The 15,437-nt window shown below is 31.6% G+C and carries 13 protein-coding genes; all 13 read left to right on the forward strand.

From position 1 onward, the window contains the following. The first annotated feature begins 59 nt into the window (after nucleotides 1–59). Entirely contained in the window at nucleotides 60–965 is a 906-nt protein-coding gene (locus tag AC1DMU_RS16305) for a stage II sporulation protein SpoIIQ (RefSeq protein ID WP_088064856.1), read from the forward strand. 287 nt (nucleotides 966–1,252) lie between these two features. Continuing rightward, nucleotides 1,253–1,387, forward strand: coding sequence for a hypothetical protein (locus tag AC1DMU_RS16310; RefSeq protein WP_000008907.1), 135 nt, complete (start codon nucleotides 1,253–1,255; stop codon nucleotides 1,385–1,387). A gap of 163 nt (nucleotides 1,388–1,550) precedes the next feature. Further along, nucleotides 1,551–2,399, forward strand: coding sequence for a polysaccharide deacetylase family protein (locus AC1DMU_RS16315; protein WP_088064855.1), 849 nt, complete (start codon nucleotides 1,551–1,553; stop codon nucleotides 2,397–2,399). Nucleotides 2,400–2,710: 311 nt separating this feature from the next. Beyond that, nucleotides 2,711–2,983, forward strand: coding sequence for a sporulation transcriptional regulator SpoIIID (gene spoIIID / locus AC1DMU_RS16320; protein ID WP_000544012.1), 273 nt, complete (start codon nucleotides 2,711–2,713; stop codon nucleotides 2,981–2,983). Between the two features lie 161 nt (nucleotides 2,984–3,144). Then, nucleotides 3,145–4,146: a rod shape-determining protein gene (mreB, locus tag AC1DMU_RS16325; protein WP_076541461.1), complete on the forward strand. Its 1,002-nt coding sequence runs from the start codon at nucleotides 3,145–3,147 to the stop codon at nucleotides 4,144–4,146. Between the two features lie 324 nt (nucleotides 4,147–4,470). Beyond that, the gene (gene tagD, locus AC1DMU_RS16330; protein WP_088064854.1) at nucleotides 4,471–4,866 is read left to right on the forward strand and encodes a glycerol-3-phosphate cytidylyltransferase; all 396 of its coding nucleotides are present in this window, start codon (nucleotides 4,471–4,473) and stop codon (nucleotides 4,864–4,866) included. Nucleotides 4,867–4,871: 5 nt separating this feature from the next. Beyond that, the gene (locus AC1DMU_RS16335) at nucleotides 4,872–6,035 is read left to right on the forward strand and encodes a CDP-glycerol glycerophosphotransferase family protein (protein WP_088064853.1); all 1,164 of its coding nucleotides are present in this window, start codon (nucleotides 4,872–4,874) and stop codon (nucleotides 6,033–6,035) included. Nucleotides 6,036–6,067: 32 nt separating this feature from the next. After that, nucleotides 6,068–8,941 carry a CDP-glycerol glycerophosphotransferase family protein gene (locus AC1DMU_RS16340; protein ID WP_088064852.1) on the forward strand — a complete coding sequence of 958 codons (2,874 nt, stop codon included), beginning with the start codon at nucleotides 6,068–6,070 and terminating at the stop codon, nucleotides 8,939–8,941. Nucleotides 8,942–8,961: 20 nt separating this feature from the next. Next, a complete protein-coding gene (locus tag AC1DMU_RS16345; protein ID WP_088064851.1) occupies nucleotides 8,962–10,134 on the forward strand; it encodes a glycosyltransferase family 4 protein in 1,173 nt (390 codons plus the stop codon). Between the two features lie 39 nt (nucleotides 10,135–10,173). Continuing rightward, the gene (locus tag AC1DMU_RS16350) at nucleotides 10,174–12,267 is read left to right on the forward strand and encodes a DUF6270 domain-containing protein (RefSeq protein WP_088064850.1); all 2,094 of its coding nucleotides are present in this window, start codon (nucleotides 10,174–10,176) and stop codon (nucleotides 12,265–12,267) included. A gap of 105 nt (nucleotides 12,268–12,372) precedes the next feature. Then, nucleotides 12,373–13,380 carry an NAD(P)H-dependent glycerol-3-phosphate dehydrogenase gene (locus AC1DMU_RS16355; RefSeq protein ID WP_088064849.1) on the forward strand — a complete coding sequence of 336 codons (1,008 nt, stop codon included), beginning with the start codon at nucleotides 12,373–12,375 and terminating at the stop codon, nucleotides 13,378–13,380. 49 nt (nucleotides 13,381–13,429) lie between these two features. Beyond that, complete coding sequence (locus AC1DMU_RS16360; protein WP_088064848.1) at nucleotides 13,430–14,626, forward strand: CDP-glycerol glycerophosphotransferase family protein; 1,197 nt, start codon at nucleotides 13,430–13,432, stop codon at nucleotides 14,624–14,626. Between the two features lie 5 nt (nucleotides 14,627–14,631). Further along, nucleotides 14,632–15,435: an ABC transporter permease gene (locus tag AC1DMU_RS16365; protein ID WP_088064847.1), complete on the forward strand. Its 804-nt coding sequence runs from the start codon at nucleotides 14,632–14,634 to the stop codon at nucleotides 15,433–15,435. Nucleotides 15,436–15,437: the final 2 nt, after the last annotated feature.

The raw sequence follows: 15,437 nt of genomic DNA on the forward strand, positions 1-15,437 counted from the left end.
TTATAGGTTGTATAGGATACGTGAATATTGTTCAAAATGATTGCTGAGGTGATGATGGAATGCGAGGAAGAAATAATAAAAAGTCGCAAAAGGTAGTACATTTATTTCAAAAAAGATGGGTGTTTCCAGCACTGTACATTGCTTGTGCAGCGGTAATTTTAATGGTTGCGCTATGGTTCCAGGGGGCTAATCCAAAGAAGACTCCGAACCAAGATCAAGCAACACCGTATACACAATCGGAAGATCCAGCAGTACCAGTAACGAAATCTTCAGAAGTAGTGAAAATGCCAGCTGCCGCTAATGCGGAAGTAGTCGTACAGAAGAAATTCTATGAAGATGCAGCAACTGAGGCGGAACAAGAAAAAGCACTTGTCTTTTATAACAACACATATTCCCCAAATAAAGGAATCGACATTGCTGCGAAGAATGGAAAAGAATTCGATGTAGCTGCTGCTTTAAGTGGTACAGTAACGAAAGCTGAAAAAGATTCACTTCTTGGTTATGTTGTAACAGTTGATAGCGGAAATGGTGTAGCAGTTTCTTATCAAAGCTTAGGCAGTGTGAAAGTAGAAAAAGGTGCACGAGTTGCACAAGGTGAAGTATTAGGAAAATCCGGTCTAAGTGCAATGAATAAAGAAGCAGGTTCTCACGTTCACTTTGAAGTACGTAAAGACAATGTGGCTGTGAACCCTGAGCGCTACTTAAATAAGTCAGTAGCAGAAATTAAAGCTGATGCGGGTGCTGCAAAAGCAACGAATGCTTCTGGTAAAAAGGCTGATGAAAAATCTCAAAAAGAAGAGAAGTCAACAAGCACGAAACCAGAAAGTAAAACAGAAGATAAGTCTCAAAAAGAAGAAAAATCAACAAGCGGTTCGACTAGTGACAAAAAAGAAGAACCGAAGAAAGAAGAAAAATCAACAAATGGTTCTACAGAATCATCTAACAGTTCTTCTTCACAAGAATAAGAAAGTGAAAAAATCAGTTCTCACTAGAGAGCTGATTTTTTTACTTTTACCCCGCATTAACGGGCAGTAAGACCCCTACTTCAAAATTCAGTGAAAGCTAAGAAGTTAGGCCTGGGGTCAACTGCCCGTAAAAGCCCGATTGGTGAAGGCTAAGAATCAGTGGGAAATGGCGCCCACTGATTAAAGTTTCACTTTATATAAAAATACTCAATTTCGAGAAAAAAGTTGCAATAACAAGGAAATATGACGAGATTCTCGAATATATATTACAAACAGGAGGGGATACTGTGTCATTTTTATTTGTTCTGTCGACTGCTATTATTTTATTGTTTGTTTTATTCACTTTATATTATTATATTGCCAGTAAGAAAGAAGTTCCCCACCATCAATTGTTAGAAGAAGAGTTGGAACGAGAAGAATGACACTCCAAGAAAGAGTGTCTTTTTCTTTTGGTACACCTATTGGAATTTTTAGAGCTAGGCCGTATAATAATAATTGTGATTTTTTTACATAGGAAAACGATATTTGAATGCAGTAGGACTCTAAAATACTGTGTTTTTTTGTTGTGGTTGAGGGGGAAGTTTAATGAAAGCTAGAGAAAACAAAAGTTCGAAAAAATTATTTATTTTAATAGCGGTTGTAGTAGCATTAATCGCTGGGATTGGATTTTTTATTTTTAATAAAATGAATGCTGCAGGTAAGCAAGAAAAGGTGCCGGTTTTGCAATATTATTATTTAACAAAAGATAATGATAAAAATCAAAATCCAGTATTAAAAGATAAAACAACTGCGGTATCAGTAGGAATGTTTGAAAAACAAATGAAGTATTTAGCAGATAATCAGTATCATACTCTTACTTTGGAAGAATTTAATCAGTTTATAAAAAATAAAAAGAAACTTCCTAAGAAAAGTGTCTTAATCACATTCGATAACACTTCTAAATCAAATTATGTATATGCGTATCCAATTTTAAAAAAATATAAAATGCATGCTACTTCATTTGCAGTTACATCTAGAATAAGTAATAAGGAAGAAAAATTTAATCCTAAAACCTTTCAAATGTTAAGTATGAATGAAATGGATAAAATGAAAGATGTATTTGAATTTGGAAGTCATACACATACTTTACATAAATTTAAGAATGGATCAGCGGCTATACTTGTTGAGGGAAATCAAATAGTTAAAAATGATATATTAAAAAGTAAAGATGTTTTAAAGTCAAATTATATGTCATATCCATTTGGAAAGTACAATAAAGATACGCTCCAAATATTAAAAGATTTAAAAATGGAGTTAGCATTCACTAGTCTACAAGGATATGCGACACCAGAAAATAATCCCCTAGAAATAAAACGTTGGTTTATTTCAGCGGATACTAAAATGGATAACTTTGAGAAAATAGTCTCAGGTGAATATGAGGTTCCAAATAAGTAAATTTCAAGCCTATTAGAATTATATTTAAATTCTAATAGGCTTTTTTGTTTAAAGAATAGATTTTTTCTTGAAATAAAATTTTTTGTACTTAGTCCTTAAAAATAGTGAACATGTAGCATATATCAGTAGTGCGGGCAATACAATGGTATAAACCAAAGCAAAGAGAGTGTTTGAGGTGAGAAATCGTGAATCATTTCATTATAAATCCAAGAATGTTTAACGCTTACAAACAGCACTCACACTTACTTCTTAGTCGTATGCAGCGAGGCTCATTTCACACTTCTCACATCCAATTTAGGGAGGCGAGTGGTGTGCACGATTACATCAAAGAGAGAACTATCAAGATTGGTAAGTATATCGTGGAGACAAGAAAGACAGTGCGTGTCATTGCAAAGGAATTTGGGGTATCAAAGAGTACAGTCCATAAAGATTTAACGGAACGTCTACCAGAAATTAATCCAGAGCTCGCAAATGAAGTGAAAGAAATTCTTGATTATCATAAGTCTATTCGTCATTTAAGAGGCGGAGAAGCAACAAAACAAAAGTATAGAAAAGAAGATGTAGAAAAGCCGGTCCGTCAATAAATATGCGATCGCAAACATTCCGTTTCAATTCGGTAATATTTTTCAGAAGAATTCTTTTTGCGAATATTACGTTTCTGTTAAATTTATGATAAAATCAGAAATTAGGTGTAAAAGAATTCGGGTGTAACCTGATTTTGAATATCGAGGAGGAAATGACGGGAATGTTTGCGCGAGATATCGGAATTGACCTAGGTACGGCTAATGTATTAATTCATGTTAAAGGCAAAGGTATTGTATTAAATGAGCCATCTGTTGTGGCAATTGATCGTAATAGTGGGAAAGTATTAGCAGTAGGTGAAGAAGCAAGAAGTATGGTGGGACGTACACCTGGTAATATTGTAGCAATTCGTCCGCTTAAAGATGGTGTAATCGCAGATTTCGAAATTACAGAAGCAATGTTAAAGTATTTCATTAACAAATTGGACGTGAAGAGCTTCTTTTCAAAACCTCGCATTTTAATTTGCTGTCCAACAAATATCACATCTGTAGAACAAAAAGCAATTCGTGAGGCTGCTGAACGTTCAGGTGGTAAAACAGTATTTTTAGAAGAAGAACCAAAAGTAGCCGCAGTTGGTGCTGGTATGGAAATCTTCCAACCAAGCGGTAACATGGTTGTTGATATTGGTGGAGGTACAACAGATATCGCTGTACTATCTATGGGTGATATTGTTACCTCTTCCTCTATCAAAATGGCTGGCGATAAGTTTGATATGGAGATCTTAAACTACGTTAAACGTAAGTATAAGCTATTAATTGGAGAACGTACTTCAGAAAATATTAAAATTAAAGTTGGTACAGTATTCCCAGGTGCACGTAGCGAAGAGCTTGAAATTCGCGGACGTGACATGGTAACGGGCTTACCACGTACAATTACAGTATGCTCTGAAGAAATTACAGAAGCACTAAAAGAAGACGCGGCTATCATTGTACAAGCTGCAAAAGGCGTACTAGAGCGCACGCCACCAGAACTATCTGCGGACATTATCGACCGCGGTGTTATTCTAACAGGCGGTGGGGCTTTACTACACGGTATCGACATGCTTCTAGCAGAAGAACTAAAAGTACCAGTATTAATTGCTGAAAACCCAATGCAATGTGTTGCGGTTGGTACAGGTATTATGTTAGAGAATATCGATAAATTACCAAAGCGTGCTTTGAGATAAAAAAATTCAATTGTAAATAAAAAACCAGAAAGAAGCAATTCTTTTCTGGTTTTTTTATATAATAAGATATACTGGAAAGACACTTACAAATAAGCATTGTTAGCGCTTTCTTTATGCATATATTACATAAAATGCATATTAATTGTAATAGTTGGTCAATAAAAAGTATGTTATAATCTCTAGTGTGAATTTCGTGTGAACTTAATGTAAATAATTTGTAAATCTTATTGGTTTACATAGGGCTTTTGTTATTTGAATAATGATGCGGGGAAGGTCCTATTGTTTTTTTATTCTTAGAAAAATTCGCAGGAGGACAATTAAATTATGAAAAAAGTAATTACATATGGAACATTTGACTTATTACACTGGGGACATATCAATCTGCTAAAGAGAGCAAAAGACTTAGGGGATTATCTAATTGTGGCTATATCCTCAGATGAATTTAATAAACTAAAGGGAAAAAAAGCTTATCATAGTTATGAAAATCGCAAAATGATTTTAGAAGCGGTTCGTTACGTAGATGAAGTAATTCCTGAACATGAATGGGAACAAAAAGAAAAAGATGTTCAAGAGCATGACGTTGATTTATTTGTTATGGGCGATGATTGGGAAGGTGAATTTGATTTCTTAAAGCCTCATTGCGAAGTTAAGTATTTACCACGTACAGCAGGTATTTCAACGACAAAGATTAAACAGGAATTATTATTAGTGGCTAGATAATTTTTATGATTAGAGAGATACAAATTGCTATATACCTTACAATATTTAGACTACTATTTAATCTTTTCAGAGTGTTTCCAATTCAAAAAAAAGCGACTTTTATTATGTCATATGGGGAGAATGCACTCTCTATATACGAAGAAATGAGAGAGAAAAAAATTGATTTAGATGTCGTGTTCTTATATAAACCTACTTGTAAATATAAATTAAAAGATTATCCTGAAGTGAAGTCTTATCAATTTGAAACACTAAGTATAGTGAATATGATTGAAGCTGTTTATCATTTGACAACATCTAAATATGTTATTATTGACAATTATTTTGGTTTTTTATCTGCTATTAAGTTTAAAGAAGGAACGGAATGCATTCAACTTTGGCATGCAGCAGGATCTATAAAGAAATTCGGGTTATTAGATCCAAATTTTAATAAAAGAAGTAAACGTGCTCAAAAACGATTTAAAAGGGTTTATAATAACTTTCATAAAATTGTTGTGGGATCTGAATTATTAGCGGATATATATATGAGTGCGTTCTCAGTAGACCATCATCAAATGGTACGGACAGGTATACCGAGAACGGATTTGTTTTTTAATCGAATTCGGCAAGAAGAAATTAAAAAAAAGTTGTTTTTGGAAAATCCAAATTTGATAAATAAAAAAGTAATATTATACGCTCCAACTTTTAGAGATAACGAAATAAATTCTTTTAAATTACAATTGGAAATAGAAGAAATGTATAGAGAATTTCATGAAGAATACGTATTGTTTATTAGATTACATCCAGCAATAAAGGAAGAATTATACTATGAAATTGAGCACTCGCAATTTATATATGATTATTCAATGTATCCAAATATTAATGATTTGTTCTTGGTAACTGATATTCTAATTACTGATTATTCTTCAATCCCATATGAGTTTTGTTTGTTAAAGAAGCCCATGGTTTTCTATCCTTATGATTTAGAGGAATATAAAAAACAAAGAGGAATTATAGGTGAATATGATTCTTTAGTCCCGGGACCAGTTGTATATTCTACAAAGGAGTTAGTTTCAATAATAAATAATAATGAGTTTGATTTATCAAAAGTAGAAGAATTCTCTTTGAAATGGAACCAATATTCAAAAGGGAATTCTAGTGAGAGTTTTATAAGAGAAATATTCAAAATATAATATAAATCTAATTTAGATATAAGAGGTGCGGAATGAATTTTTTAAGGTTTTTATGGCTACCTAAAGAACAAGGCCATTGTGTTTTGCAAGAGATTAAGTATTCTCAACAAAAATTGAACATTGTATTGAGAATAGAAGGAATTACTAGAAATCTAGGGTTGGATAAATATTATTTCATTTTAGTTAATCGAAAATCGAAAGAAGAAATTAAAGTATGTGCCAATATACAAAATAATACAGAGTTATTGGATGCTCAAGTTGAACTGAATGAGTATATTGAAAGTCTTGCAAAAGGAATATGGGATGCCTATCTTCAAATTGAAGTGGGTGGGAAAATAAACAAATTCCGTATTAAGAACGACGTAACTGATGCTATTGAATTTTCCCCTTTTTATATTAAAGAATTAAATAAAATTTTTATAGGTTATTCCACAGTGAAGGGGAATTTATCATTTAAATCTCAAGAGAGTAGTGCATATCTCGATGTTGAGGTAATTAATTTGAAAGAAAATGGGGTTCTGGAACTAAGTGGGTATTTCTTGATGCTACCATGGAACACTAGGGAAGAAACTGAAATAACAAAAAAATTAGTTATGCGTTCAGAAAATAATACTTGGAAGATACCCGTTAATAATGTTAAAAGAACAGATGTAACAGCTTTTTATGGTCAATCAGGTGGAAGCTATGATTGGACGGGATTTAGTGTGCAATTAGACTTCAGAAAAAATACATACGGGTTAGAAAACAATAAATCCACTCAAATTTTTATCGAAATGGAGCATAAAGGAGAGGTTGTTTTACTGCCAGTAATTATTTCACCTAATATGGTGTTTAATAACTGTGCCATTATAAATACATTAGAAGGTATTAAAAAAGTATTATTTAGTACAGATCAAGAAAGTAATCAAGGTTATATATTATTAACTAGAGAAGATTTACAAGCTGAAGTTAATTGTATTTACTCCGAAGATAATCAAATTACAATTGTAGGAGAAGTTATACAGCAACAAATGGTTGAGAAATCTTCTGAAGAACCTACGAGTTTAATTATAAAAAAACGTAATACGGAAGAAAAATATGAATTTGAAATTGAGTTAGATGGGTTTAATTATGCACACACGTTTAATTTAGAGGATCTTGTATCTAAAGGATTATTTGGCAAGGGAATATGGGATATATATTTAAAAATTAATAATCATTTTTATCGCTTAGTGACACGTCTAGATGGAATTGCAAATAAGCAAAAGGTCATTAACATACCACAGCAGCTTTTATCAGATTTAGAGGGACGAGCTATTGTCATAAAGCCCTACTATACTTTACACGATGAAGTTTCCATTTTAGTTCGTGAATATCTTAATGTGAAATCAATTCAGGAAGTGAAAATAGAGAACGACGCATGGATTGTATCAGGGAAATTAAATATTCAGACTCCAAATAAAATGATCCCAGTTCAAACGAATGGAAGTATGACCATTAAAGGGAGTTATGGAAAAAGAAATAAGATTCCGGTTATATGGAATTTGGAGAAAAATGAAAAGACAAAGCAAGAGTTTAAATTTAGGGCCATTTTAGATTTGTCTACTATTCAACAGGGAGAAGAAAGAGATAAGTTATTAACGGATATAAATTTTGATTTAATTGAATGTGAATTTAAGCTTAATGGAGGCATAGCTTTATTTACTATGAACATAGATCCCTCGAAAATTATTTTAACGTTAGAAGATAGATTAAAACAAATCATAAGAATCCGCAAATTTATTAATAAATGGGACAAATCTTTATATCGAATTTTTAATAGAATCTTACCTATTAATCAAAAATATATTATTTTTCAAAGTTTTCATGGGAAAAGTTACTCATGTAATCCGCGAGCAATTTATGAACAAATGTTAATAGAAAAGCGTGATATGAAGGCTATATGGATAGTTAATAATATTATGCAGGAAATACCAGGTAAACCAATTGTGGTTAAACCAGGTTCGGTTAAATATTACTATTATATGGCAAAATCTAAGTATTTTGTTAATAATGGAAATTTCCCAGACTTTTATGAGAAAAGAAAAGGGACTGTTCATTTGCAAACCTGGCATGGAACACCTTTAAAGAAGCTTGGTTTTGATATTGATCCAAATTCACCTTCATATGCCGAGAATACTTCTCCAGCTTTGTTAAGGCGCAATGAGAGGTGGGATTATTTAATAGGGCCTAATAGTTATACATCAAAAATTTTAAAGAGAGCTTTTAATTTCGAAAAGATTATGTTAGATGTTGGTTATCCAAGAAATGATATTTTTTACAATAAAGACATTGATAAAAAATCCGATGAAATTAAAAAGAGATTAAATATTGATCCTAAAAAGAAAATTATTTTATACGCACCAACATGGCGAGATTATGATTTTCATAATGGTAATCAGCATAAGCCTTACGAATTTAAATTTGATCTTAATAAATTTAAGGAAAAATTTGGGGAAGAATACGTATTGTTATTAAGATTACACTATAGAGATGCTACTCGCATTCAAATTAACGGTTTGGAAGAATTCGTTTATAATGTATCCAGTTATAACGATATCCAAGAATTATATCTAATTTCAGATATATTAATTACTGACTATTCTTCAGTAATGTTTGATTTTGCAAATTTAAATAGACCAATTATTTTCTTTACTTATGATTTATTTAGATATGGTTCTCAAATTCGAGGCTTTTATTTTAATTTTCAAGAAGAAGCTCCAGGACCGATTATTTTAAATCAGGAGCGTCTATTTAAGACAATAGAAGATATCAGTAAGGTAGAAGCAAAATATGCGGAACGGTATAAAAAGTTCCAAGATAAATTCTGTCATCTTGAAGATGGGCGCGCTTCTAAAAGAACTATAGAAGCTATGATTGGAAAATAATTTAGACAGGAGATAAGGTTGTGAAGATACGTTTTTTAGTATTTGATATTTATGGAATGGGTGGCACAGTACGTACTGTATTAAATGTAACAAATTATTTGGCACAAAATGGTTATGACGTTGAAATTATTAGTGTTTTTCGTCATCGCAAAATAGCATTTTTTGAAATAGATCCAAGAATTAAAATTATCGTTTTACATGATGTTGCAAATCGAAATAAAAGTGATAAACAATTTCAAACGAGAATAGCGAATAGAATGTTAAAGATGAAAAGTAAGTTAATTCATCCAGATGATGAAGGATATCATTTCTTTTCATTGTTGACGGATATTAAAATGTATAATTATTTAAAAGGTATTGATTCGGGGATTTTAGTGACAACAAGGCCAAGTTTTAATATATTTGCAAGTAAGCATGCAAATAAAGGCATATATCTTATCGGACAAGAACATTTGAATTTCTCAATCTATCCTAAAAGGTTAAAGAAATCTATATTAAAGCACTATATTAATTTAGATTGTTTAGCTACTTTAACAGATGAAGATACAGTTGATTATCAAAAACTTCTTCTAAACGGAAAAGTAGAAGTAAAGAAAATTACAAATTCAATTCCAAAGCTTAGAGGGGGGGTATCTTCTCTAACATCTAAAACAATTGCTGCTGCTGGGCGATTAGTTCCGCAAAAAGGCTTTGATTTATTAATTGAGGCCTTCAAAATTGTAAATAAGCAATATCCTGATTGGAAACTTAAAATCTATGGAACTGGTAGAGAGCGAGCAAATTTAGAAGAATTAATCGAAAAAAATAAATTGTACAATCATGTTATTCTAATGGGAGCTACCCAGCATATAGATGTAGAACTTTCTAAAGCATCATTATATGCCTTGAGTTCAAGGTTTGAGGGATTTGGAATGGTAATTATAGAAGCAATGCAATGTGGAGTACCAGTAGTTAGTTTTGATTGTCCAAAAGGACCAAGTGAAATTATTGATCATGATAAGGATGGTTTTTTGGTAGAAGAAGGAAATGTGGAGCTTCTTGCAAAGGCATTAATGGAGTTAATGAATGACCCTGTGAAGAGGGGCGAATTTGCTAAAAGGGCTATAAAGAATGTGAAAAGGTTTGAAATAGATGAGATAGGTAAAATATGGATGAGAACTATTGATGAAGCTACTCATCAAATTAATCATTAATAAAAGATTTGTTTTGTTATTAGTATAGGAGATGTTAGTGTGAATGTAGTTGTAACGAATATAAATTTTAATAATGGTTGTATATACATTGATGGAAAAGCGGATTTTATTTTGGAGGAGGAAAGTTGCTTTTTCTCTATTAGAAGACGTGAAAGTGAGCATGGTATAGAGTATACGGAAAATCATTTTTTTTCAATAAAAGCTAGCGGAAAGACTTTTAGCTTTAAAAAAAATATCGATCTACTTTTTAAGGAAGCTTCCGTAGAAAATAATTTAATTTGGGACCTATTTTTAATTTGCAATGGGACATATATAAAACTAAAAACAGATAGTTTATTGGATTTTAAAGCTAAATCATATTATTTATTAGATAATAACCTTTTTAAAGCTAAACCGTATATTACGGGATATAAGGGTGTTTCAATCTATGTGATACGGAATGATATTAAGGCACTTATGCAAGATGCCGAATTTAATCAAGGGACTTTAAACGTAAGTTTCTATTTAGAGCAGTTACAGGAAGTAAATTTAGAAGAGAAAATCGTTAGTTTAATATTAAAAAAGAGAGAACAAGAATCCTTATTTGAATACTCTGAAACTAAGGTGCTAGAAACAAACGTAAATCAAGGTATTTTTAAATTTTCAATGAACATTGATCAAATGTTTAAAGATTATAAACTAAGTTCAAATATGATATGGGATGCATTCGTAAAAATTCAAGACTCTAATGGTGTAGAAATGGAGATCCCCTTACTTGATACCATAAGTAATAAGTCGAAATTTAGATATCATACGTTCAAACATAATGATTTGTTTAGAGTTAAGCCATATATTACTGGATTAGATAATTTAGCGCTTTTTATTAGAGAAAAAGAATTTATTATTGAATCATCAGATTTTAAATTTGAAAATAATACGCTTTATGTTGAAGGAGAAATTTCTTCAAAAGAGTATAATGTACTAGATTTTGATGAAAATGGTACATATGTCGTATTTAAAAAGCGTTATACAGCTAATGGAGAGCCACTCTATTTTGATGAAATAGCAAAGGGTTTAAATATTCTTAATGGTAAATTTAAAATGGACGTAAATGTTTCAGAGCTTTTAAAAAAACAAAAAATACGTCAGAAAGATGTTTGGGATATTTTTATTCGCCTAACGACTTTGGATGGTAGGATAATAGATATAGAATTAAAGCCGGAAAAACGATTAGAAAAAAATCTTTATATGTACGAAGTGATGGCAGAAAATAACGAATGGAAATTCAAACCCTATATAAATGCTAAAAAGTCATTTTCTATTTATTTTTTAGATTCGGGGAAAGTGGTAGAAGAGTCATTGAAAATCGCTGTTCTTGGTTCTTGTTTTAGCCGTAACGCATTTAATTCAGGGGAATATTTTAATCCTGGGTATAAAAAAAATTACAATTGTAACTTAACACAATTTCACTCCTCTATTGTAAGTATCATGTCAAACCCTATTCATATTGATATGGAAAGATTAGAAGGTGTCACGGATAAAAATAAAGAATTTATTCGTTGTGATTTTGAGAAAGATTTTTTTGATAAACTAAAAGAAGCTAAACCAGATTACTTAATTGTTGATTTGTATGCAGATGCAGCTAGGGATTTAATTAAATTAAATGATGAGAGTTATATTAGTGCGAGCTTGGTCCTTAGGGAAAGTCCATATTTTAAAGAATTAGGCGAATATGAGCGTATTGGTCATAGCAATAATCAATTATATTTTGAAATATGGAAGGAACATATGGAGAAGTTTGCTCGAAAAGTTAAAGAGATATTACCTGAAGAGCGTATCATTTTGAATACGGGAGGGTTCACGTATAAATATATTGATAGAGATAACAAAGTGAAAAAATTCTCTTGCCCAGAAATAATAAAAAGAAATAATTATTTTTGGGATATACTTAACGGGTGGTTCGTAAATTGTATCCCAAATTGCAAGGTTCTTGATTTAAAGGATACTAATTATATAGGGCATTATAACCATCCATTTGGAAATACCTTTTCGCATTACCAATCAGGTTATTACAAGGAATTTATGAATAGGTTGAATAAATCTATTATGCAAGATTTACAAAACAAAATTCATAATTCATTGGAAAGAGATTAAGCCAAATATATCCCTCTAAGAGTTAATTTTTAGGGGGATATATTTTTATTGCGAATTTAGCCTTTTATATAAAATATAGTGAATAATTAGTAGAGGACGGGAAAAATGGAGGAAATTACAGTTATAGGAGCCGGAAGTTGGGGAACTGCTCTATCTATGGTTCTCACAGATAACGGACATGAAGTACGGATTTTTGGGAATAATAAGAAACAGATTCAAGAGATTAATGAGAAACATACAAATGAAACTTACTTACCAGGAATTCAATTATCCAAAGGAATAAAAGGATATGAGTCTTTAGAAGAGGCGATGGATGGAGTCAATACAGTGTTACTGGTTGTACCAACAAAAGCAATTCGTGATGTTATAGGGAACTTGAAATCTATTGTAAAACAGCCAATAACAGTTATCCATGCGAGTAAGGGAATTGAGCCTGGATCATTTAAACGTATTTCGGAAATGATTGAAGAAGAGATGCCAAAAGAGTTAGTTGAGAGCATCGTTGTTCTTTCTGGGCCAAGTCATGCAGAAGAAGTAAGCCTTCGCCATCCTACGACGGTAACTGCAGCTTCTTACCATCTACAAGCTGCAGAGGAAATACAAAGATTATTTATGAATAATAATTTTCGAGTATATACAAATCGAGATGTGATTGGTGTTGAATTAGGGGGGGCATTGAAAAATATTATCGCTCTGGGAGCTGGTATTTCAGATGGACTTGGCTACGGAGATAATGCAAAGGCAGCCTTAATTTCACGTGGTTTAACGGAGATTACACGTTTGGGATGTGAAATGGGGGCAAACCCGCTTACTTTTGCAGGTTTAACAGGTGTTGGTGATTTGATTGTGACTTGTACGAGTATTCATAGCCGAAATTGGAGAGCAGGAAATTTACTTGGAAAAGGTCATAATTTAGATGAAGTGTTAGAAAATATGGGGATGGTTGTTGAAGGCGTACGTACAGCGGAGGCAGCATATCATTTAGCTAAAAAAGTTAATGTTGAAATGCCAATTACTAATGCGATATATAATGTTCTTTTTAATGGGAAGAACGCAAAAGAAGAAGTAGATATGCTTATGGGGAGAAACGGAAAAGGTGAGATTTTACAATAATATAATTACAGTTATGTGAGATAAATGAATTAGAAGGTGTGCAAAACAGATGGGTTTTATAAGGAAAATAAAAAATCATCGGATAGTTAAAAAGATATGTAAAGCAATCTTTTTATTTTGTAGTTATTTACCGCCAAGAAAAAAAATGATCTTGTTTGAAAGTTATTCTGGAAAACAATATAGTTGTAATCCAAGGGCCATATATGAACATATATTAAAAAATAATATGGATTTTGAAATGGTATGGAGTGTGAATAAAACATATAAGGATAGATTTGAAAAATATGGGATTCCATATGTGAAAAGGTTCTCCATTCGTTGGTTTATCGTGTTGGCACGCTCAAAGTATTGGGTGACAAATAGTAGAATGCCTTTATGGTTACCTAAACCAAAACATACGGTATATATCCAAACTTGGCATGGTACGCCATTAAAGAAATTAGCTGGTGATATGAAAGAGGTACATATGCCAGGTACAACAACTGAAAAATATAAGCATAATTTTCATCAGGAAGCGCAAAATTGGGATTACCTACTTTCGCCCAATAACTATTCTACGGACATCTTTAGAAGAGCATTCCAATTTGAAAAGGAAGTTGTAGAAGTTGGTTATCCACGTAATGATTTTTTATATCAGAGTAATAATTCTTCAGGAGTAGAGCTCTTAAAGAAAAAGAATAACTTACCGATAGATAAAAAAATTATTTTATATGCACCAACATGGAGAGATGATCAATTTTATAGTAAGGGAAAATATAAATTGGATTTACAATTAGATTTGGATCTCTTACAAAGTAAATTAGGAACCGAGTATATTATTTTATTACGTATGCATTATTTAATAGCGGAAAAATTTGATTTAGTTAAATATAAAGGGTTTGTTTATGATTTTTCTAAGCATGTCGATATTAATGAACTATATGTAATATCTGATATGTTAATTACAGATTATTCTTCAGTCTTTTTTGATTATGCAAATTTAAAACGCCCAATTATTTTCTATACGTATGATATTGATTCTTATCGAGATAAATTAAGAGGATTTTACTTTAATTTGGAGGAAGAAGCTCCTGGCCCAATTGTAAAGAATACAAGAGAAGTATTAAGAGAAATAGTAAAGTATGAATCGAATGGATTAGGAGAATTTGCAGAGAAATACGATAGTTTCTATAATAAGTATTGTTATTTAGAAGATGGTGGTGCTTCTAAACGAACTGTAAGGAAAATATTTTTCGGAGAGGCATAGTAAAGATGAAATCAATGGTCATGGTATTGAAAGAACAGATAAGCAGTTTATATTTAATTAAACGCTTATCTATTTATCAAGTGAAAACTACAAATAATAATAATTATTTAGGGCTCTTTTGGGAATTTTTGAATCCAATAATACAGATGAGTATTTATTGGTTTGTTTTCGGCTTTGGTATTAGAGGGGGACAAGGTGTTGATGGGGTCTCCTTCGTTTATTGGTTATCTGCAGGGTTAGTTGTATGGTTTTTTATAAATCCGGCAATGATGCAAGCTTCTAAATCGATTTATACGAGGCTGAACATGGTTTCAAAAATGAATTTCCCCATGAGTGTTATTCCAAGCTTTGTAATCATGTCTAATTTCTATTCGCATGTAATCCTTGTAGGAGTTATAACAATTTTATTTTTAGTAACAGGACAAGGGATTTCTATTCACTATATTCAGCTTATTTATTATATGTTTGCGACGCTGATGCTAGTATTCTCATTGTCTCTAATTACATCCACTTTAGCGACAATAGTAAGGGATACTCAAATGATTGTGCAATCAATTATGAGAATGTTATTATATTTGACTCCTATATTATGGACTCCTGAAAGATTACCAACTATTTTCCAAAAGATTATGAAATTAAATCCTTTTTGTTATATTGTTGATGGATACCGAGCGTCTTTATTAGGGACAAATTGGTTCTTTCAAGATATAAATTATACATTGTATTTTTGGGGATTTGTTTTTATTACTTTTTTAATTGGCTCAACATTACATGTGAAATTTAGAAAGCATTTTGCAGATTATCTATAATG

The sequence above is a fragment of the Bacillus sp. 01N45 genome, assembly GCF_056399205.1.